Origin of the sequence: Flavobacterium sp. LB2P53, from assembly GCF_003970305.1 — a bacterium.
Lineage (GTDB): Bacteria > Bacteroidota > Bacteroidia > Flavobacteriales > Flavobacteriaceae > Flavobacterium.
This window is the reverse complement of the sequence record NZ_RYDG01000010.1, coordinates 16,118-36,882: the sequence shown is the minus strand read 5'-3', so window position 1 is coordinate 36,882 and position 20,765 is coordinate 16,118. Positions and strand designations below refer to the sequence as shown.

16 protein-coding genes and 1 tRNA gene are annotated in these 20,765 nt (G+C 34.9%); 5 read left to right on the top strand and 12 right to left on the bottom strand.

What is annotated here, in order from left to right; translation table 11 throughout:
* Window positions 1-82 precede the first annotated feature (82 nt).
* Entirely contained in the window at window positions 83-2,119 is a 2,037-nt protein-coding gene (locus EKL95_RS12260) for a ComEC/Rec2 family competence protein (protein WP_126564316.1), read from the top strand.
* 4 nt (window positions 2,120-2,123) lie between these two features.
* On the opposite strand, the gene EKL95_RS12255 is transcribed toward EKL95_RS12260, so the two are convergent.
* Genes EKL95_RS12255 through EKL95_RS12240 form a run of 4 tightly spaced genes read right to left on the bottom strand, consistent with a single transcriptional unit; the run spans window position 2,124 to window position 8,162 of the window.
* Complete coding sequence (locus EKL95_RS12255) at window positions 2,124-2,582, bottom strand: thioredoxin family protein (protein ID WP_126564315.1); 459 nt, start codon at window positions 2,580-2,582, stop codon at window positions 2,124-2,126.
* A gap of 44 nt (window positions 2,583-2,626) precedes the next feature.
* Window positions 2,627-4,432, bottom strand: a complete 1,806-nt coding sequence (locus tag EKL95_RS12250; protein WP_126554931.1) for a peptide MFS transporter — start codon at window positions 4,430-4,432, stop codon at window positions 2,627-2,629.
* A gap of 4 nt (window positions 4,433-4,436) precedes the next feature.
* A complete protein-coding gene (locus EKL95_RS12245; protein WP_126457472.1) occupies window positions 4,437-5,981 on the bottom strand; it encodes a peptide MFS transporter in 1,545 nt (514 codons plus the stop codon).
* A 9-nt stretch (window positions 5,982-5,990) separates the two neighbouring features.
* Window positions 5,991-8,162 (bottom strand): S9 family peptidase, encoded by a 2,172-nt coding sequence (locus EKL95_RS12240; RefSeq protein ID WP_126562111.1) that lies wholly within the window; start codon window positions 8,160-8,162, stop codon window positions 5,991-5,993.
* Between the two features lie 179 nt (window positions 8,163-8,341).
* Between EKL95_RS12240 and EKL95_RS12235 the strand changes: the two genes are divergently transcribed.
* Together EKL95_RS12235 and EKL95_RS12230 are read left to right on the top strand one after the other, a co-directional pair.
* Window positions 8,342-9,658 (top strand): hydroxymethylglutaryl-CoA reductase, degradative, encoded by a 1,317-nt coding sequence (locus EKL95_RS12235; RefSeq protein WP_126564314.1) that lies wholly within the window; start codon window positions 8,342-8,344, stop codon window positions 9,656-9,658.
* Window positions 9,659-9,709: 51 nt separating this feature from the next.
* Window positions 9,710-10,627 carry a GYDIA family GHMP kinase gene (locus EKL95_RS12230; RefSeq protein WP_126554923.1) on the top strand — a complete coding sequence of 306 codons (918 nt, stop codon included), beginning with the start codon at window positions 9,710-9,712 and terminating at the stop codon, window positions 10,625-10,627.
* Between the two features lie 104 nt (window positions 10,628-10,731).
* Here EKL95_RS12230 and EKL95_RS12225 read toward each other — a convergent pair whose 3' ends face one another.
* The 6 genes from EKL95_RS12225 to EKL95_RS12200 all read right to left on the bottom strand — a co-directional run bounded on the left by EKL95_RS12225 (window position 10,732) and on the right by EKL95_RS12200 (window position 16,983).
* The gene (locus EKL95_RS12225) at window positions 10,732-12,828 is read right to left on the bottom strand and encodes a peptidylprolyl isomerase (protein WP_126564313.1); all 2,097 of its coding nucleotides are present in this window, start codon (window positions 12,826-12,828) and stop codon (window positions 10,732-10,734) included.
* Between the two features lie 108 nt (window positions 12,829-12,936).
* Entirely contained in the window at window positions 12,937-14,196 is a 1,260-nt protein-coding gene (locus EKL95_RS12220) for a hemolysin family protein (protein WP_126457477.1), read from the bottom strand.
* 3 nt (window positions 14,197-14,199) lie between these two features.
* Window positions 14,200-14,394 (bottom strand): hypothetical protein, encoded by a 195-nt coding sequence (locus EKL95_RS12215; RefSeq protein WP_126457478.1) that lies wholly within the window; start codon window positions 14,392-14,394, stop codon window positions 14,200-14,202.
* Between the two features lie 11 nt (window positions 14,395-14,405).
* A complete protein-coding gene (lptC, locus tag EKL95_RS12210; protein WP_126457479.1) occupies window positions 14,406-14,960 on the bottom strand; it encodes an LPS export ABC transporter periplasmic protein LptC in 555 nt (184 codons plus the stop codon).
* A 45-nt stretch (window positions 14,961-15,005) separates the two neighbouring features.
* Complete coding sequence (locus EKL95_RS12205; protein WP_126564312.1) at window positions 15,006-16,256, bottom strand: hypothetical protein; 1,251 nt, start codon at window positions 16,254-16,256, stop codon at window positions 15,006-15,008.
* On the bottom strand, window positions 16,249-16,983 hold the full coding sequence (locus tag EKL95_RS12200; protein WP_126457481.1) for a type III pantothenate kinase: 735 nt from the start codon (window positions 16,981-16,983) through the stop codon (window positions 16,249-16,251). Before EKL95_RS12200 ends, EKL95_RS12205 begins: the two co-directional genes overlap by 8 nt.
* A 143-nt stretch (window positions 16,984-17,126) precedes the next feature.
* Between EKL95_RS12200 and EKL95_RS12195 the strand changes: the two genes are divergently transcribed.
* Window positions 17,127-17,199, top strand: a tRNA-Phe gene (locus EKL95_RS12195).
* A 127-nt stretch (window positions 17,200-17,326) separates the two neighbouring features.
* Here the strand turns inward: EKL95_RS12195 and EKL95_RS12190 are convergent.
* The gene (locus EKL95_RS12190) at window positions 17,327-18,898 is read right to left on the bottom strand and encodes an FISUMP domain-containing protein (RefSeq protein ID WP_126564311.1); all 1,572 of its coding nucleotides are present in this window, start codon (window positions 18,896-18,898) and stop codon (window positions 17,327-17,329) included.
* 379 nt (window positions 18,899-19,277) lie between these two features.
* On the opposite strand from EKL95_RS12190, the gene EKL95_RS12185 reads away from it, so the two are divergent.
* Window positions 19,278-19,556 (top strand): hypothetical protein, encoded by a 279-nt coding sequence (locus EKL95_RS12185; RefSeq protein WP_126564310.1) that lies wholly within the window; start codon window positions 19,278-19,280, stop codon window positions 19,554-19,556.
* A gap of 161 nt (window positions 19,557-19,717) precedes the next feature.
* Here the strand turns inward: EKL95_RS12185 and EKL95_RS12180 are convergent, their stop codons facing one another.
* Window positions 19,718-20,764, bottom strand: a complete 1,047-nt coding sequence (locus tag EKL95_RS12180; RefSeq protein WP_126564309.1) for an AAA family ATPase — start codon at window positions 20,762-20,764, stop codon at window positions 19,718-19,720.
* Window position 20,765 lies beyond the last annotated feature (1 nt).

Genomic DNA, 20,765 nt, shown 5'->3' with positions numbered 1-20,765 from the left:
TTACTAATCCCTGTGTTTCTATTTCTACCTATTTTCAAAAAAAATAAATTCGTTACGTACTAAAAATATGTACTTTAGAGTCATGAAAGTACTACAATTTCCTTTGGCAAGAATAACAATTGGGTTTGTTTCAGGACTTCTTTTCGCTTTTTACCTGCATCCTCCATTAGCAGCAGTCATTGTTATACTTTTAACCGCTATGAGTCTCTTTGGGGTGTTGTTTTTTTTATCCAAAAAAAGCAACACCCGTACCGCTTATTTTGGTATTGCCACTTATTTTTTGTCTTTTATCATTGGAACCACTACACAAGTAACCCACACGGATTATTTTCAAAAGGACAACTACACCCACAATACAAATGCTTTTGAGCAGCCTCATTCTATTTCTGTTGTTGTTAGAGAAAAGCTGAAAAGCTCCTTATTTAGCGACCGTTATATAGTCCTTGTCAACCATATTAATGAAAAAGAACAGTCTGGCCGATTGCTCCTTAACGTTCAAAAAAATCATTTAAACCCCGTATTTGCAGCAGGAACCCCTTTGCTAATCAAAGGCACGTTGTCAAGGAATAAACAACCTATGAATCCGAATCAATTTGACTACGGCAAATACCTTGAAAACAAACAAATCTATGCACAACTGTTTGCTGCTGGTGATGAAATAAAAATTGGAAATAAAACAGCGAAAAATATCTGGTACTATTCTTCAAAATTGAGAACGCGAATTATTCGGAATTTAGAAAAAAACAACTTCAATAAAACGGAATTGAATGTTGCCATTGCTCTGATCATGGGGCAACAACAAGATATTTCACCTGATATCATGCGGGATTACCAGTATGCAGGAGCCGTACATATTTTATCCGTTTCAGGACTGCATATTGGCTTCATTTTGCTTTTTGTAACTTATATTCTAAAGCCGATTCCAAATACAAAAAAGGGCTCGTTCCTTAAACTACTCCTTATTCTGGCATCTTTGTCTATTTTTGGTATAATTGCAGGTTTAGCACCATCAGTAGTTCGCTCGGTGACTATGTTTTCCTTTGTGGCTATTGGGAATCATCTGCGCAGAAGCGTCAATATTTACCATACTTTATTAGTTTCTGTGTTATTGATTTTGTTTTTTGAGCCTTCGTTTCTATTTGACGTTGGTTTTCAGTTGAGTTACATTGCTTTGTTTTTCATTATTTGGCTGCAACCTCTTTTGGCCTCTGTGTGGCAACCAGAAAACAAAGCTTCAAAATACGTCTGGAACATTCTCACCGTTTCCTTGGCGGCGCAAATAGGTACTTTACCCCTGAGTATTTATTATTTTCATCAGTTTCCGGGTTTGTTTTTTGTGACCAATCTAATCATTATTCCAGTACTGAGTTTCATAATGATAGTAGGCGTTTTGGTAATGATTTTGGCCGCATTTGACCTTATTCCGGTTTTTCTCTCCCACCTGCTGGAAACCAGTATTTACTATTTAAACAAGATTATCAACGCAATAGCTTCGATAGAACAGTTTATAATTCAAGATATTCCGCTTAATTTATACCTGTTACTCAGCAGTTATTTAGCTCTAATAAGCCTTGTCATTTGGTTTAAAAAACCTACTTTCCACAAATTAGCAATCGCTTTAACTTGTATTATAGTTGTGCAATTTTCTTGTTTTACAACCCATTGGAACGTGCAAAACGAGCAGGAATTTATTGTTTTCAACAGCCGAAAGAATACCTTGATCACTGAACGAAATGGAGTAAATATCATTGTTTACGCCAATGACAGTCTTTTAAAAACGGCACAAGAAAACAGTCTTATAAAATCCTATCGCATTGGAAACCTGAGCACTTTACGACAGAAAAAAGAACTCCGAAATTTCCTGTATTTTAAAGGCGAAAAAATATTTATTGTAGACCATTCCGGAGTGTATCCCAAAAACATCAATCCGGATGTTATTGTATTGACACAATCCTCTAAAATAAATATGGACCGCCTACTCCAAATAATGAAGCCAAAATTAGTTGTGGCTGATGCGTCCAACTTTAAATCCATACAAAAACAATGGAAAGCCAGTTGCGAGAAACAGAAAATCCCTTTTCACGCAACAGGCGAAAAGGGATTTTATAAATTGAATTAATATTTTATTTTTTCAAAAAACCATTTGCAACTGCTAACCAGGCTGCTGGACCGCCGGCTACATACCCCGTACTGCCAATACCTTCAAAATTGACTTTCCCTTCTTTTGTAGTACTGTTTGCGAGTATAATAGTTGGAAACCCTTGTATGCCAAAAATTTGTTGTAATTCATTATTCTGCTTTTTTACCTCTTCAGTCTGTGGTACTCGTCTTGGATAATCTAATTCGACCAAAACGACATTTTCTTTTGCCCAAGCTGCAAATTCAGGAGTCTTCAAGACCTCTTTTTGTAACCGGATGCACCAACCACACCAATCGCTTCCGGTAAAAAACATTAATAATGGTTTTTTAGTTAAGGCTGAAACTTCAAGAGCCTTATTGACATTAGTCTCCCACACTAATTCTTGTGCTTCAGCAGCAAACGAACCAACTAACAATAACAACGTTATTATACCTTTCTTCATATCTATTTTTTTACGGTGGACAAATCAAAAATGATGCCTAAAATTTATCGAACACCATGCATTAATTTCTTAATTATTGGAGTCATCAAAACAGAGAACAAAGCAACTACAATAGAGATAATAGTCAACATCCAAAAGAAGTAACTCAATCCGTGTTCATTGGCGATTTTATCTATATTTTCACCAAACATACCTGCACCTTTCATACCAATTGCTACTGCTAAGTACCAAACTCCAAACATAAAGGCAATCATACGGGCAGGAACTAATTTACTTACATACGACAATCCTACCGGTGAGATACACAGCTCAGCCATTGTATGGAAAAGATAAACTAAAATCAACCAGATCATACTTACTGAAGCTGTTTTTGCACCCGCTTCGATTCCGCTTGCCCCAAAAGCGACACAAGCCATACCAAGCGCTAGCAATGCCATTCCGATTCCGTATTTTAAATTTGCAGAAGGATTGTATTTACTTTCCCACCATTTTGAAAACAATGGAGCCAAAGAGATAATGAATAACGAGTTTAAAGTAGAAAACCAAGTGGCAGGAACTTCTGTCAATGCAGTAGTTACTTTATCAATTTTCAATGCTTGCAATGTTGAATCTGATAAAGTAAGATAACCCGCAGTGTAATAATCTTTAGTCAACATCCATAGTGCTATTCCCCAAATAATTATAAAACTGACACTAAGGATCATATTTGCAACAGCATAAAGTTTAAATGTTTGCTTAAATAATAAAATTAAAACCCCGGTAATAATAACCAACGGTAAAATAGTAATTAACGAATTAATCACTAAAAACACCACACTCCAATTGCCTGTTAAAACACGATCCGTATAATCACTGGCAAAAATGGTCAAACTATTTGGTGACTGCTCAAAAATTGCCCAAAAGAAAATGGTAAGAAAGGCAAAAAAGGTAACTGCTATTAATTTTTCTTTAGTAATTTTAGAATATTGAGTAAATCTATAGATTAACAATAAAATAAATACAAGTAGAGCTGAAACAATTGCAATCGCATTTCCATTAGGACCTAAGAAAGAAAAAATATTTATTTTGCCCCCGGATATTTTTGAAGCAGGATCATTTATAAGCCATAATAATGCTAATATAGAAGAGAAGGCTATTGCTGCCAATTGTATTGGCGAAAAAGGATTTCTTTTGTCAGTATCTAATGCTTCTGCTTTCGCTTTGCTTTCTTTATTTGGTTTTAAACCAATATCTCCAAAGATATCCTGAGACAGCCAAAACTGCAACATTCCAAAGAACATAAAAATTCCGGCTAAACCAAAACCGTAAGTCCAACCCACTTTTTCTCCTAAATAACCGCAAAGTAAAATCCCAAAGAACGCTCCGGCATTAACTCCCATATAAAACAAAGTGTACGCGCCATCTTTCTTTTCAGGACGGTCTTTGTACATTTCAGATACGATAGAGGTCATGTTGGGTTTGAAAAAACCATTCCCAAAAACCAACAATACTAATCCTAAATAAATAGAAAATTCTGTTTCAACAGCCATAGAAGCATGCCCTAAAGTCATTAAGCTTGCCCCAACAACAACAGCCCATCTAAAACCAATTACTTTATCCGCAAAATACCCCCCTAACATTGTGGACAAATAAACCAATCCTACATAGGATCCAAATAAGGCAGAAGCATTTTCGCGAGTCCATTCCCAACCACCATCTGTAAAGGAAGCGGTTAAAAATAATATCAACAAAGAACGCATTCCGTAGAATGAAAATCGTTCCCACATTTCTGTGAAAAACAAAACGAACAATCCCGCAGGATGTCCTAAAACGGTATTCTTAAAAAATTGATCTGTTGTATTTTCACTCATCCTATTAATTGTTTAATTCCTTATCAACTCCGTGCATTAATTTTTTGATTACTGGTGAAAGCAGCAGTAAAACAACCCCAAAACCAAGACCCGTATAAAATAAATATTCAAAAAGCACTAAATAACTCTGCTTTGCTAAATTTAAATCAGGTGCTGTACCATTTGAGGTGTCTACCGAAGCAATATTTGCTAAAATAGACGCAATAAATTCAGAACTGGCTGTTGCCAAAAACCAAACGCCCATCATGAACCCAACGATTTTTGCCGGAGATAATTTAGTTACTGCAGAAAGTCCTACTGGTGACAAACTCAATTCTCCACAAGTATGTAAAAAATAAGCCAATATTAGCCAAATCGCTGCTACTTTTCCAGCACCAGAAAGGTTTATTCCCATCACTAATGCTCCAAAGCCTAGTCCTACTAATGCTAATGCTAATGCAAATTTTACAGCTGTATTCGGATTGTATTTCCCTAATTTCGGCCAAATCCAAGCAAAGACAGGCGCTAGCAATATTATAAACAAGGCATTAAAACTTAAGAACTGCCCGGCAGAAACTTCATAACCAAATATAGTTCGGTCTAAAATCCGGTCAGCAAATAAATTCATGGAAGTATACGCTTGTTCAAACAATGCCCAGAAGACAATAGTAAATACGATCAGAATAGTTAACGCAATCAACTGATCACGTGCTTTACCATCGAGTTGTGTAGCTGCGTAATAAACAATATAAATAAAAGAAATTCCACCCGCAATTTTTAAAGCCCATGAAACTGCATCGTGATTTTGGACCATTTGCCAAAACAATACCGTTGACAAAACACTTCCAATATAAATCAACCACTCATTTTTAAATCCAAACAATTTGTTTTCTAGGAAAGAAGGGTTGTTTGATTCTCCTTTTCCCATCAATAATTTTCTGCCGGAAATAAAAGTCAATAGTCCAAAAAACATTCCGACACCAGCTGCACCAAAACCATAACTCCAACCGTACGTTTCGCCCAACCAAACACATATTAGCGTAGCCATAAAAGATCCTAAGTTGATTCCCATATAAAACAACGTGAATCCAGAATCTCTTCGTTTATCGCCTTTTTCATATAATTCTCCCACTAATGAAGAGATATTGGCTTTAAGAAAACCAACCCCGACAATGATTAACGATAATGAAAAGTAAAATATTTGCAAGGCGGTTTCGTCCCGTGTAATTGCGCCGGTAATGGATTGTGTGGCAGCATTTCCTTCATAAGCCATTCCTATATGACCCAACACCAACATAATCCCACCAAAAACAATGGCTTTTCTAAATCCCAGATATTTATCAGCAATAAAACCTCCTAACACTGGAACGGCATACACTAAAGCAGCGTAACTACCAATTAATAAATTCCCCGAAGTATCCGAAAACAAATGGTACTTTGTCAGATAAAAAATCAACAAGGCTTTCATTCCATAAAAGGAGAAGCGCTCCCACATTTCGGTAAAAAACAATATAAAAAGCGCTTTTGGATGTCCAAAAAAATCTTTTTTAATCAATGCGTCGTTCGTCATAAAGCGCTGTTATAAATTTTCTTTGATGAAATTAGTCATTTTTGTGTACAATTGAATTCTGGTTTTCCCACCATAAATTCCGTGATTATTGTCCGGGTAAATTTGGGAATCAAATTGTTTATTAGCCTGAATCAACGCTTCCATCATCTGCATGGAGTTTTGAACGTGAACATTATCATCTCCTGAACCGTGTATCAAAAGGAATTTCCCTTTCAATTTATCTACATGATTTATTGGGGAATTATCATCGTATCCGCTAGCATTTTCTTGTGGGGTCTGCATGTAGCGTTCCGTGTACACACTGTCATAAAAACGCCAGTTCGTCACAGGAGCTACAGCAATTGCCATTTTGAACGTATCATTTCCTTTCATGATGCAATTAGACGCCATAAAACCACCATACGACCAGCCAAATATACCAATTCTAGCCTTATCAACAAATGCGTAATTTCCTATTACTTTCGCAGCATCAATTTGATCTTCTACTTCGTATTTCCCTAATTGCAGTTGGGTTACTTTTTTGAAATCAGCTCCTTTAAAGCCAGTTCCGCGCCCGTCAACACAAGCTACAATGTATCCTTGTTGCGACAACATCATAAACCAATATTCATTAGAACTTCCCCATCCGTTCACAACCTGCTGAGAACCTGGACCAGAATACTGAATCATAAAAACAGGATATTTTTTAGTTGGGTCAAAATCTTTTGGTTTAATCATCCAAGCATTGAGCTCATTCCCTTTTGCTGTCTTTAAAACAAAAAACTCTTTAGCCGGTAAATCATAGTTTTTTAGCTTTGTTGCCAAATTTTCATTGTTTTCAATAACTTGAACTTGTTTTCCAGCCTTGGCCTCGTTCAATGTATACGTCGGAGGTAGAGACGCACTAGAAAACGTATTGATGTAGTATTGGAAATTCGGACTGAATGTTGCCGCATTAGTTCCTGTATTTTGTGACAAACGGACTTTGTTTTTTCCGTCAAGACCTATTCTATAAACATCTCTGTTAATAGATCCGTTTTCTACCGACTGATAGAAAACTGTATTTGTTTTTTCGTCTAAACCGTAATAATTCGTCACTTCCCATTTTCCTTTGGTCAGTTGGTTTTTCAATTTTCCATTTTTATCATATAAATAAATATGATTGAAACCGTCTTTTTCGCTGGTCCAAATAAAACTGTTGTCTTTCAAGAAAGTCAAGTTATCTGTCACATCAACGTAGGCTTTGTCTTTTTCGTTCAAAACTACTTTTACAGCTCCTGAATTTCCATCGATAAACAACAAATCCAAATTGTTTTGGTGGCGATTCAATACCTGTGCTGATAGTGTATTCTCATCATTTGTCCATTTCATTCTGGCAATATAAAAATCGTTATAATTCCCAAGATTTATGTTTTTTACTGCATTCAAATTTACATCATAAATATGTAAAGAAACTAGAGCATTCTTCTCCCCGGCTTTTGGATATTTGAACGTTTGCATCGTTGGGTACAAGTCTTTTCCAAACATTGACATTGAAAATTCCGGAACCTGACTTTCGTCAAAACGTATGTAGGCTACTTTTTTGCTGTCAGCACTCCAGTCAAAAGCCTTTACAAAAGCAAATTCTTCTTCGTAAACCCAATCCGTAATACCATTAATAATACTGTTTTTTTGTCCGTCTGTAGTTATTGGAGTTGATTTATCAGCAGCTAAATCATGTACATACAGATTATTTTCTTTGGCGTATGCAATCTTTTTCCCATCAGGTGAAAAAGTAGGCTCCTGAACGGGAGAATCGAATAGTTTTCTTAATTTCTTATTGGCAATGTCATATAAATAGTAATCCGCTGTAAAGGAGTGGCGGAAGATTTGATTGGTATTGCAAGCCAATAGAATCATTTTTTCTGAAGCGTCAAACGTATAACTGTCAATCCCTCCTGATAATTCGGCGTACGATTTTGTATCTATTAATGTGGACACTTTTTTTAAAGTTGCAAAATCATACAAATCAATCTGCATGCTTCTGGACTGTCTGTCGGTATTCAAAACCGTATATTGATTTGTGTTTTTCAACGACTGCAATTCATCCATGCCTTGCGCCCGAAAAGTGCCGTTATAAATGGCATCAATGGTGATTTTTTGCTGCCCTGCAACTGCAAAACAAACGAATAAAAATAATGCAATAATTTTTCTTGAATACATGATATTTATTTAAATATAAAAACCGTCAATTTTAGTGAAAAATTTACAATAATTTCACATTATATGTGTTAAATCTTAAAAACAATATTTTAAACCCCCTTTTATTGAGGATAATAGGATTGCTACTAAAACGGCTAAAACCGTATATTTGCATTTAATTATACTATAATCAATTGAAAATGAATAAGGCCATTAGCGGATTTTCTAAACTATCCAAAGAAGAAAAAATTAAATGGATTGCCGATCAATATTTTTCAACACCCACAGAAGCCATCGCCTTGCTGAAAAACTACTGGAATTCTGATGAAAAAATACAGAAATTACACGATGAATTCATCGAAAACACGATAACCAATTTCTACATACCGCTTGGAGTTGCTCCTAATTTCCTGATTAATGGAAAATACAGCACGATTCCCATGGCTATTGAAGAAAGTTCTGTGGTTGCCGCTGCCGCAAAAGCTGCTAAATTTTGGTCTACGCGTGGCGGATTTAAAGCAACCGTAATCAATACTGAAAAAATTGGTCAGGTTCATTTTATTTATAAAGGTGATGTTTCAAAATTGAATTTGTTTTTTGTCCAACACAAAAATAAATTCTTTTCAGAAACCGAGTCGATTACCACAAATATGCAAAAACGTGGTGGCGGAATTTTAGATATTATTTTAAAAGACAAAACCGATTTATTGCCCCATTATTTTCAGCTGCATGCCACTTTTGAAACCAAAGACAGCATGGGCGCTAATTTTATCAATTCGTGTCTGGAACAGTTTGCTAAAACCTTAAAAGAAGAGGTCCAAAACTATAGTCTATTCACCGAATCAGAAAAAGAGATTGAAGTAGTAATGAGTATCCTTTCGAATTACGTTCCTAATTGTATCGTAAGAGCCGAAGTTTCTTGTCCGATTGCTGACTTGGAAGAAAAACACATTTTAAATCCTCAAGAATTTGCAGAGAAATTTGTGCAAGCCGTACAAATCGCCGAAGTCGAGCCGTACAGAGCCGTTACGCATAACAAAGGAATCATGAACGGAGTAGATGCGGTAGTTTTGGCAACTGGGAATGATTTCCGCGCTGTCGAAGCCGGAATTCATGCCTATGCATCGCGAAACGGAAAATACTCCAGTCTTTCCCATGCCAAAATAGAAAATGGTATTTTTACTTTTTGGCTAGAAATCCCTTTAGCAGTAGGAACGGTTGGTGGTTTGACTTCCTTACATCCATTGGTAAAATTATCATTGGAAATGTTAGAGAAACCATCTGCCAAGGAATTAATGCAGTTTGTAGCCGTAGCGGGTTTGGCGCAAAATTTTGGCGCTTTGCGTTCTTTGACTACCACAGGAATTCAGGAAGGACACATGAAAATGCATTTGAACAACATCATCAATCAGCTTAAAGCCACTGATGAAGAGCGCATTTTAATCCAGAAACATTTTAGAAAAAATGCCGTTTCGCATAGCGCTGTGGTCACCTATATTGAAAGTTTAAGAAAATAATTTTATCTTGAAGCAACAAAGAATAAGGTTGCTTCGTTCCTCGCAAAGACAATGAAGAAAACATTTTACAGTAACGGAAAACTTTTAATCACAGGTGAATATCTGGTTCTTGATGGTGCCAAAGCGTTTGCATTACCAACAAAAATGGGGCAAAACCTCATTATAGAAAAGGGAAATAATAAGGAAATCATCTGGAAAAGTTATGATGCAGATGGAAGTATTTGGTTTGAAGACACCCTTTTATTTTCTGATATTTCAAAGGAAGTTCAAACTAAAAATGAATCGGTCAAGGCTACACTTAAGATTATTTTGCACGAGGCATTCAAATTAAATCCGGGTTTCATTTTAAATTCAGAGGGATACACAATCACGACTGAACTTAGCTTTCCCAAAAGCTGGGGTTTGGGCACGTCATCGACTTTGATAAACAACATTGCTCAGTGGTTAGACATCGATGCTTTTACATTACTTAAAAACAGTTTTGGAGGTAGTGGTTATGATATTGCCTGTGCACAAAACGACACCCCTATTGTCTATCATTTGGAAAAAGGTACTCCTATTGTTGAAAAAGTATCTTTTAATCCGGATTTCACTAACAATCTTTACTTTGTCTATCTGAATAAAAAGCAAAGCAGCAAAAGCGCAATAACAGCCTACGATATGAATAAAAAGAATAATCTCCCGAGAACGATTGCTTTAAATGACGTGATAACCTCTGAAGTTTTGAATGCGACTACAATTCAATCTTTTGCTGCAGCACTACAAAAACACGAAGTACAAATGAGTATTGTTCTGGAAACACAAACGATAAAAGAGTCTTTGTTTCCAGATTTCAATGGCGTGATAAAAAGCCTGGGAGCTTGGGGAGGCGATTTTGTAATGGCAATTGCAATTGAAAATCCAACTGACTATTTTATTTCAAAAGGATATGAAACTATCATTTTTTATGATGAAATGATCTTACCATAATTTTTTGTATCAATAATCATAGCTGTAGAAAAAGCTATAGAAAAGCAAAATCCCGATACATTCAGCATGTATCGGGATTTTTTATTTGATTACTTACGCTTTGACTAGTAATTGAATTCCTGTCTGTTGTCTTCAATTTTAGCATTTCCTTTCAAGGCAGGAACTACTCTATTAGCATCTGAAGCGCTTTGTTCTTTTAATTTAGAAACATAAGAAGCATGGCTTTTCAATGCTGGCGCTTTTACAGTGCTATTGTTTTTCACTACATAAACACCTGTGTTTCCTTCAATTGGAGCTGACATTTTATTTGCTGCTAAAGCAAATGCATTTCCTACTACACTTGGCTCTTGACCAACACCTGGCAACATCGTGTTTAGCATTGTCAAGTCAGTAGCTTGTTGTACGGTAGCTCCTACTGCTTTCGCGATTGCTTCCAGCGAAGAACCTGTCATTTTTGCCTTTATCAATGCTGCTTTTTTCTTGTTTTTTAGTATTTGTTCCACATAAGGTCTCGCCACAGAAACAGCTACTAAACCAGAATTGTCAATACTCTTTAATTTTGCAATTACGTGACCTACATTAGCCACTTCAAATCTTTTTACAGTACCTACTTTTACTCCTTTTTCAAAAGCCCAACGAACGATTGATCTTTGATTTCCTAAAGTTCCAAAGTTTTCGTCCATCCCTTTTACAGAAACAGCCGGAGCTACTACAAGCCCCATATCTTTTGCAACTTTGTTAAAATCTTTGTCCACAGCATCCATTTCTAATTTAGTTGCCTGAGTAAACATTTTATCTGAAGTGGCCTCAGATGCTTCTATTTTCTGAGCTACAGTAGCCAAACGAATTCCGTCTTGCTTATCAGTAACTTTGATAATATGAAATCCAAAAGGCGTTTCTACTAACCCTATTTTCCCAATACTGCTATTGAAGACAAAATCATTAAATGGTTTTACCATTTGGTTTGGACCAAAATAACCCAAATCTCCCCCTTGTTGCGAAGACGAATCATCAGAAGCTGTGAAAGCTAACATCAAGAAACTATCCGGACTGGCAGTAACTTGTGCTAAAATACTTTCTGCTTTTGCTTTTGCTTCTTCTTTTGTTCTTTTTTCCTTTTGATTTGGAACTTGAGTTCCTTCGTAACTGATCAAAATATGACTTGCTTTTGCATTCACCCCTGATTTCATTCCCATTGATTTTGAAATACAGAAATATTTCCCGTATATGTAAGGCCCATAAACGGCTCCAGGAGCAAGATTAAATAATTTATCTGCATCAATTGCAGGCAAATCTTTTTTGGCCACATAAGACGAATCATAAGGAACATCTGAATTTGAATTCACAAACTCAATTGTATTAGTTGCTGCTCTGAATCCTGGTAAGGTATCATTTTTTCCGGTAGCTTGATTGTATACTACTGTTCCGGCTAACAATGCATTTATTTTTAATTTTACTTCGGCTTCATCAGCTGGTGAGGCTTTGTCTTCGATCAAGACATATTCTACTTCACGAGATTCGTCTGCTTTGAATTTTTTTTCATTTTTCTTCATATAATCAACAATTTCAGCATCAGTCACTTTTACTTGACTGTCTTTGATTGTTGAATATAATCCTGCAACATAGGCAAAGTTTACTTTATTTGTTTCCATCTCATACTGCAACTTGCCTTCGCTCTCCGTTGTAAAAACGGCCGCTTTAATCAATGTAGTATATATTTGATATTTAGCATTAAGATCTGCATCTTTTTCTCTGTCTTTCAAAAACTGAGCTTGGGCAGGATTTGCTTTGAAATATTCTTTAAATTTTGCAATATCAAAAACACCGGCTGCATTCAAAAACAATGGATTCCCACCAATATTTTGATCGCCTTTCAGCACTTCTAATAGGTGTTTTTCACCTACTCGTAATCCTAATTTTTCAAATTCAGACGTTAGCAAAGCAACCGAAACTTCTTGTTCCCATACTCTGTTAGCCGCTTCAGTTGAAGTAATTCCTTGACCACTTTTTTCAACATTACTCACTTTAACTCTAAAATCTTCAAATGAAATATCTTTCCCGTCAATGCTTCCTACATCTTTTGATGTGCTGCTGAAACCTCCACTGCTAAATATATCACCTATGATAAATGCTAATAAACAAAACCCAATAACTAAGATCAGAAGAAGCGAACGTTGTCTAATTTTTTGTAATAATGCCATTTTATTGTTGTTAATTTTTATATTCAGGTTGCGAAAATACAATTATCTAATTAATAATTATAGTAGTAGCGTTTTATTTTATAAGAAATTTCAATTTTACAAAAAAAACTACTCTAGCACGGTCATATTTACTAATTCTATTTTCTTATTTATTGCTTCTTCAATTACAAAACGATACGCTCCAATGGTGATAACCGCTCCATTTTGAGGAATTTCGGTAGTAAAATTCACAATAAACCCCCCAAGTGTTCCATACGAATCACTTTCCGGAATAGCCAGTTTATAGGTATCATTAAGGTACTCGACGTCTAACCGGGCTGAGAAAACGTATTCGCCATCACCGAGTTCTTTTTCAATCAATTCTTCATCTGAATCGTGTTCATCTTCAATTTCACCAAAAAGCTCTTCCACAATATCCTCTACGGTAATAATTCCAGAGGTGCCGCCGTATTCATCTAATACAATAGCTACACTTTTACGTTTTTTGATCAGCAAACTCATCGCATCTTTGATAAAGATTGTTTCCGGAACAAATTCTACCGGAATCACAATATCCTTGATACTGTCTGGTTTTTTGAACATATCAAAGGAATGCACGTAGCCTACAATGTCATCGAGTGAATTTTGAAACACCACTATTTTAGAATAGCCTGTTTCTATAAACAATTCTCGGAGATCTATGATGGTATCCGACAAGTCAATGGCTATAATTTCAGTACGGGGATTCATCACATCTCTGGCTTTGACTCCTGAAAATTCTAATGCGTTTTGAAACATCAGAATTTCAGAATCCATGGCATCATCATCTTCAACACTACTCATTTGTTCCGTAATGTAATTCCCCAGCTCAATTTTACTGAAATAAAGCTGTACATTATCGCCTTCGGTTTTGAAGAATTTTATCAAAACAAAATCAGAAACCCAAATAAAAAATGCAGCTATAAAATAGAAAATACTAAAAAAGAAATAGGCGGGAATTGCAAAAAACTTAAATAGAAAATTGGCATAAATTTGAAAAAAAACTTTTGGCAAGAACTCTGCGGTAATCAGCACAATGATAGTAGAAATTATGGTTTGAATTAATAAATCCAAGAAATCCGAAAACTGAAGCCCCAGAGTAACAAACCAGCGCATCAATAATTCGCCCATAAAAAAACCGTAGACCACCATGGTGACATTATTCCCAATGAGCATGGCTACGATAAACTTGGAGGGCTTTTCAGTAAGCTTTGTCAGTATTCTGGAAACAAAACCGCCTTGTTTTTTTTCAATTTCAAGATATATTTTATTTGAAGAGACAAACGCTATCTCCATTCCTGAAAAAAAAGCACTTAGTATTAGACACAGAAAAATAACACTAATCTCCATGAATTAGGATTTTTTGTTTCGGTCTTCAAACTTTTTAGCAAATTTTCTTCTAAAGAAAAACATAAAAACGGCTAATCCGGCAAACATGAAACTCAACCACGGATTTTCTTCCTCGGCATTTAACTTTATGAAGCCATCATAAATAAAATAGGCTCCAAAAACAAGATAAACGTATTGTGTGTATTTTAAGTAGTTCATAGGGTGTTGTGTTATTCAGCGGTTTCGAGTTCGCCGGTTATTTTTTGAGAATTAATCACTTTGAAATCCTTGCTAAAATCGATTCCTTGTCCATTTGAAACACCTTTTGGGTCTGTTAATTTAAACCTTCTTTCGGTAAAAAACCACTCATTCCTTTGATCAAAATAAAGTTGCTCTGTTTCTAACAGCTGTCCATTTTCATTAGAGATCCTTACTTTTCCCTGCAGATCAATTACTGCTGTTCCTTTGTAAGAAATGGCATAATTTGATTTGATAAATGTTTTCTTCCCTTTTTTGTCAAATAAAGTAACATCAATCCCTTTTGGGAATTCCGTAAAAGGAAAGCTAACGTTAGAATAATCTAACATTTTAGAGCTGATCAAAATGGATGTAATCCTTCCTGAATCTGTATATTTGAGATTTACCATATCAGCATCACTACTGGGAACAAACTCGGAGAAATTTATTTTTTGTATTTCCTTAAAATTACTTTCGCACCCCAAAAAAAGCGCTCCAGCAAAAACCGTGACCCCTAATTTGATATAATATTTTTTGACTACTGTCATAAGCTTGCCTGGACGAAAAAATTGGAGAAAGCACTTCTTTTTATTCTAGTTGAATTTTCTTCTGACAAACCATTCGTCATTAAGAGAAAAACTCACACTTACATTGGCGTAGTTTTCTTGAACTAAATTAGATGCTGTAGTTCCTTTTTTGCCTAATTCAAATCCAATATTCACATTAGAGAACTGACCTGTTAGTGGCAATCCAATGCCTAGAGTTAATCCCATATCATCGATGGATTCTGAATTGATCACCATTCCGGTTTTTTCAAATCTCAAACCACCCCGGTATGTAATCCTTTTTGTATAGCTTGTAAACGAGTTGTAATTAGGAATAAAATACCCTCCAATGCTGTATTTCGAATGCTTTTCGTAGGTAACATTTGGCATTGAATTAAAATTATTTGCCAAGGATCCTGCATCCTGTAGCGTCACACCAACTCCTACGAGCCATTTTCTGGCCTGGCCAAAACCTGCTGCTAATGCTAATTTACTCGGCATTTTCAAATTCACTTGGCCCTTTACATCATCCAGCGCATCTACAACCACCACATCAAAATTTGAACTAAAAACCACTGTCGAAATATTCCTGTTGTTTTTAGACACCAATGTATTTTCCAGCGTATAATTTGCACTACTAAAAAAAGAGATTTTTTTATAGATTTTAGTCTGATACATCATCCCTACATTAAAATTCACGCCAGACAAATCAATCGTATTCAATTCTCTGGTTCCAACAGGAACTCCACTAATGAATTCAAGGTTATTAGATTCAATTTTTCCAAAATTATACTGCACATCGGCACCTACACTAAAATTTGGCGTCACTTTATACCCTACTCCTAAAAAGGCCTTGTTCAAACCACCAGTACCATTGAAACGCTTGCTGTTTTGCGAGGGATCAGTAGCAATAGATTGTATTTTATATCCTACTGATGAATACGGAATCAATCCAAAACCCAACCCAAACTTACCAATAGGCAAACCCACGGCCAGGTAATCCAGAGTCGTTCTTCTTGTATTTGCAGCTTCAGTATCTGTTTTCATTTTTGTGGTCGCATGCGTACCACCCAGGGTAAAAGTAGTTAGTTTAAGACTTGCATAACTGGCTGGATTTTGCAAGTTCATGTGTATACTGTCTTGTTCAATGGCTATTCCTGCCATCGAACGGTTTTCCAACGTTCCTTTGAACCTAACATCTCCTATTCCATAAAAAGAATACGGGGACGCTGTTCCTTCTTGAGCAAAAGATACTAATGATAAAAGCAAACAGGCGCTTATTATAATTTTTTTAATCATTTTTGGTTTTATGTTGAAATGTTTGGTTTAAACTTTCCAGAAGAAAATTTGAATTGGCAAATATGGTATTTTTTAATCGTTTAGCCAAAAAATCTGTGTCTCCACCCGTTAAAATTATTATAAAATTTAAATACCGTGCTTTATATTGATTTATAAACCCGTCAATCTCATAAACTAAACCGTTTACCACTCCGGAATGAATCGATTCTGAAGTTGATTTCCCAATCAAATCTTCCGGAATCCCCAGAGACAATAAAGGTAATTTTGCGGTGTATTGATGCAATGCTTCATAGCGCAATCGCAGTCCCGGCGAGATCGCTCCCCCTAAATAATTATTTTCCTGATCTATAAAATCATAGGTAATGCAAGTTCCGGCATCAATGACCAGCCGGTTTTGATCCGGATACCGGAGCGTAGCCCCTGCAGCAAGAACCATACGGTCAATTCCCAAAGTTTGTGGCGTTGCGTATTTATTTTGGAACGGAAAAGAATCCTTATTCGAGATAAAATGCACTTTTATCTCTTTATCGAAAGCTAAAAACGGCTGTTTTCCGAGATCTCCAACTGAAGAAACCACCAAATCAGTTGTTTTTTTAAAGTTTTTTAAAATATTTTTAATATTTTTTTCCAATTCAATTTGGCTAAAAACAAAAACCTCCAAAAGCATAGCACCCTCAAAAACAGCGGCTTTAATTCTGGTATTTCCCACATCAACTACTAAAATCATAATTTCTTTTTTGATGGGACAAAGGTACGAATTGATTTTTTTTTAAAATTGTTTTGGATAAACTAAAAATCATACTATATTTGCACCCGCAAACAAGTTCATCGAACTCCTACTAAAATAAGAGCAAAGTGAGATAATAGCGAGGTACCTTAGCTCAGATGGTAGAGCAATGGACTGAAAATCCATGTGTCCCTGGTTCGATCCCTGGAGGTACCACTTTAAAAAACCCTAATCACTTATTAATTAAGTAGTTAGGGTTTTTTTATTTCAAAATTGTATTATTACTGTATTTTAACTTTTAGAGTGTTGAATTATGTGGGGTTTTCTATTAATAATTGAATTTTTAATCCTTAACGCAACGAACAGAATTACCTCCATCTCTACTTCCATCTTCATACATTTCCATAAAGTCGTTAGAACCAATCAATGCATACCATATTTTTGAACTTGAACTGCTAATAGTTGAACTCCACCAAAAACTTGCGTAATTAATATTTGAAAAACCAGCACTTAAATAAAATATATTACCAGCAGGAAGAGCTGTAAATCCACTTGAATTTAATTCGTAAGCAAGTTGATTATTAAGCCAATGAACCCTTCCAGCTTCTTTCATTTTTATTGCCGAATCGGCACTTCCTAAAAATGATCTCAAATCCATCCATTCTTGTTTACTAGCAATATGCCATCCCTGAGGAGCTAATCCTCTTGAGTCAGCAACTGCATACCAATTGTAAAGTTTTCCATAAGTATTCCCATTGGCGCTATCATTATTATAATAACTCCAAGCCCCCTCACTTCCAGTGTTTATTTCCGATATGTTTTTTATAGGATTTCCGTTACGATATTTAGACACGTTTAAATTTTTATGCATCCATTCTTTCCCATTAATTATTATTGTAGGATATGCATTCCCATCGACGTCAATTACTCCATTACCTTTTGTATAATATAAAATCGTAGTAAAACTTTGTTCATCGCCATAAGAAGTACCAAAACTATTTGTGGCATACGCCCGGACATAATAAGTTGTATTTAAAGACAAAGCATATAAATTACTAATAAAATTGCCAAAATATGAAGTGCCAATTGTCTTTGTAGTTAAAGCAATGGTTGGATTGTGTAAGGTACTCCAAACAACTCCGCTTGCAGTAATTCCTGAACGCCCACTTGATGTAATATTTCCCCCACTTACAGCACTTGCTGAAGCTATATTGCTAATAGCAGTAGTTGATATAACTGGCAATTCGGGTGCAAGAGTTCTAAAATTAATCTCATTCCCATAAGACGTCCCTGCCGAGTTTGTTGAATACGCTTTGAGATAGTAAGTAGTTTCCGGCAATAACCCTGTTAAATTGCTAATATAACTGCCAATTCCAAGTCCATCGGTTGTCTTTGTCGTTAAAGCAATGGTTGGATTTTGAGAAATACTCCAGACAATTCCTCTCGCGGTTATGTTTGAACTTCCTTCTAAGGATATATTACCACCACATACTGCGGTTGAGTTCGTTATTTCCGTAACTAATTTTGTTGTTAATGACGATAAACTATTTTTTGTTTGAAAGGCACCAATATTAGAATAGTCAACAGAATTACCTATAACATTAAACGAATAAACTCTATAAAAATAGGTCAAATCAAACGCTAGCCCTACATCACTAAATGTTGACATATCAGCCTTTACGGTACCTATCACTGACCAAATCCCATCACCAGTTGTTCTTTCAATTTTAAAGCCTGTCTCATTTGAAGAATTATCAGTCCAAGTTAAATTTACCTGAGTATTTGAAAAAAATGTACCATTTAAATTTGTTGGAGCTGCGGGTACTACATTTGTAGTAGAATTATCATCATTTGACGAAGAACAACCATAAAACAAAACGATTAACAAACTTAATATTAAAATACTTTTTTTCATTTTTTTAGATTTAGATTAATAATACTCAAAAGTATATCATTGAAAGACAAAGTGTTTACGGTTTTCCACATTACGAGTTAATTTTGTTTGATTACAAACAATTTAGGTAACTATATATTAGTTTACACCAATAGTACAAATATAGCTCCATCATAATAATAGTTATACCTTAAAAAATTTATTACTTTACTACTAAATATGCATAGTTTAATACTGGGTAATTATTAGATAGTTATTTATAATCATTATAAATAAAAGTTAATAAGAATTATTTTTAATTTATGAGAATAAACAAATGTTTCTATATTATATATTTGTACCGTCTATAATAACATAACTAGATAGTTAACTTATAATTTAAATAACAATAAATCAATAGATGGAAGTTCTTGAACAAAAGATTATAGCTTTAGAAAGTAAGGTAGAAAACATTGGAGATAAATTAACTGATGGTTTTGAATTGATCTTAGCTCGTCTTGACTCTATAGATAATAGAATGTCTGACTTAAGAGGAAATGCAAAAGGAAATTTAGGAGCAGTTGAAGTAGCTGTTAATGATGGTTTCAAAAAAGTAATTGAAGAACTTAAAAAAATAAATCACGTTACAAGATATGAAGATATGCATAATAATTTACCTGATGCAAAAGGTATCGCTTAATGCTATATACTAATAAAAATTTTAAAGCCACTTTTAATAGTGGCTTTTTTTTATTACAAATCTAAATATATTTGTTTGTCTTCTGAATTGTATCGTAGAATTATATTTTAATGTTCACTGCGTTCAAGGTATGAACGGTGTGAACATCGTGAACACTAACTTTACAATTTTAAATATTTATTTACTGCACCCAATGAAATCCCCATCTCGGAAGAAATAACCCTTTGACTTTTACCCTGATTACTTAATTCTTTTACTTGTGATATAACATTGTCTTTGTCTTTCTCTGTATATTGTTTGAGGTGTTCACGTTCATTACCAAGACTAACAAACTCAAATTGCAAAAAATTATATTCTTTACTTATCTGACAAACACAAACGTTGTCGGCGTCGAAAACCTGCTCACAATTTCGTTGTTTTATCTGCTTTATGTATCTTATTTGTTTGTCCTGGTTACTTTCCCCAATCGTAAATGAGCTATCGCAAAAATTCATTAAAGCTTTACTCCCTGCTAAATCGTTCTTACTAATCGGCTTTGATAAATCTCTTTTTGGTGTATGCGCCAATATTAAAATCGAAAGTAAATATTTACTCTTAAATTCCTTTAATTTTTTCATTAATGGCGAGGCTTCTTTCGCTTTCTCGTTGTCGCTTTTCAAATATGTAAGATTGTCTATAATCAATACTTTTGCATTTGAACTTAATATACTTTTCTCAATTGACAATATAAGATAGTCGTCAAATGCTACATTATTTGGTAACTCTAAATCGGGGTTTATTTCAACCCTCAAAAAATTGTCATCGAAGTCGTAATTATCTGTATAATCTTTAGAATATCTATTTTGAAACTGCTTATCTGACAATTCAAAATCAAAGTATAAAACTGGCTGTTTTTGTGTTTGAATTTCAAAGTTTTTAATTTGCTCCCCTTTGCTTATACTATTTCCGATTTGAACTGCTAAAATAGATTTTCCTAAATTTGTATCTGCAAACAAAATACATAATTCGCCCTCGTACCAAAGCTGACTAAATAGCATTTTCGGAATAGGTCTGTTCTTAGCTTCTTCAATCCATTCGTTGGCGGTTTTAATAGTGAATAAACCGTATTTATTAGCCGTTGAATTAACCGTTCTTTCAATCGTTGCAATATTTACCGCTTTATCAATTGCTTTGCTTGAATCGATTCTTTTGGGTGTTTTATTTTTCATC

Coding starts and splice junctions, on each gene's coding strand:
- EKL95_RS12245 (WP_126457472.1), bottom strand. CDS start 5,981: ATGACGAACGACGCATTGATTAAAAAAGATTTTTTTGGACATCCAAAA.
- EKL95_RS12200 (WP_126457481.1), bottom strand. CDS start 16,983: ATGATTTTAGTAGTTGATGTGGGAAATACCAGAATTAAAGCCGCTGTT.
- EKL95_RS12225 (WP_126564313.1), bottom strand. CDS start 12,828: ATGGCATTATTACAAAAAATTAGACAACGTTCGCTTCTTCTGATCTTA.
- EKL95_RS12205 (WP_126564312.1), bottom strand. CDS start 16,256: ATGATTAAAAAAATTATAATAAGCGCCTGTTTGCTTTTATCATTAGTA.
- EKL95_RS12235 (WP_126564314.1), top strand. CDS start 8,342: ATGAATAAGGCCATTAGCGGATTTTCTAAACTATCCAAAGAAGAAAAA.
- EKL95_RS12230 (WP_126554923.1), top strand. CDS start 9,710: ATGAAGAAAACATTTTACAGTAACGGAAAACTTTTAATCACAGGTGAA.
- EKL95_RS12215 (WP_126457478.1), bottom strand. CDS start 14,394: ATGAACTACTTAAAATACACACAATACGTTTATCTTGTTTTTGGAGCC.
- EKL95_RS12185 (WP_126564310.1), top strand. CDS start 19,278: ATGGAAGTTCTTGAACAAAAGATTATAGCTTTAGAAAGTAAGGTAGAA.
- EKL95_RS12260 (WP_126564316.1), top strand. CDS start 83: ATGAAAGTACTACAATTTCCTTTGGCAAGAATAACAATTGGGTTTGTT.
- EKL95_RS12255 (WP_126564315.1), bottom strand. CDS start 2,582: ATGAAGAAAGGTATAATAACGTTGTTATTGTTAGTTGGTTCGTTTGCT.
- lptC (WP_126457479.1), bottom strand. CDS start 14,960: ATGACAGTAGTCAAAAAATATTATATCAAATTAGGGGTCACGGTTTTT.
- EKL95_RS12190 (WP_126564311.1), bottom strand. CDS start 18,898: ATGAAAAAAAGTATTTTAATATTAAGTTTGTTAATCGTTTTGTTTTAT.
- EKL95_RS12240 (WP_126562111.1), bottom strand. CDS start 8,162: ATGTATTCAAGAAAAATTATTGCATTATTTTTATTCGTTTGTTTTGCA.
- EKL95_RS12220 (WP_126457477.1), bottom strand. CDS start 14,196: ATGGAGATTAGTGTTATTTTTCTGTGTCTAATACTAAGTGCTTTTTTT.
- EKL95_RS12250 (WP_126554931.1), bottom strand. CDS start 4,432: ATGAGTGAAAATACAACAGATCAATTTTTTAAGAATACCGTTTTAGGA.
- EKL95_RS12180 (WP_126564309.1), bottom strand. CDS start 20,764: ATGAAAAATAAAACACCCAAAAGAATCGATTCAAGCAAAGCAATTGAT.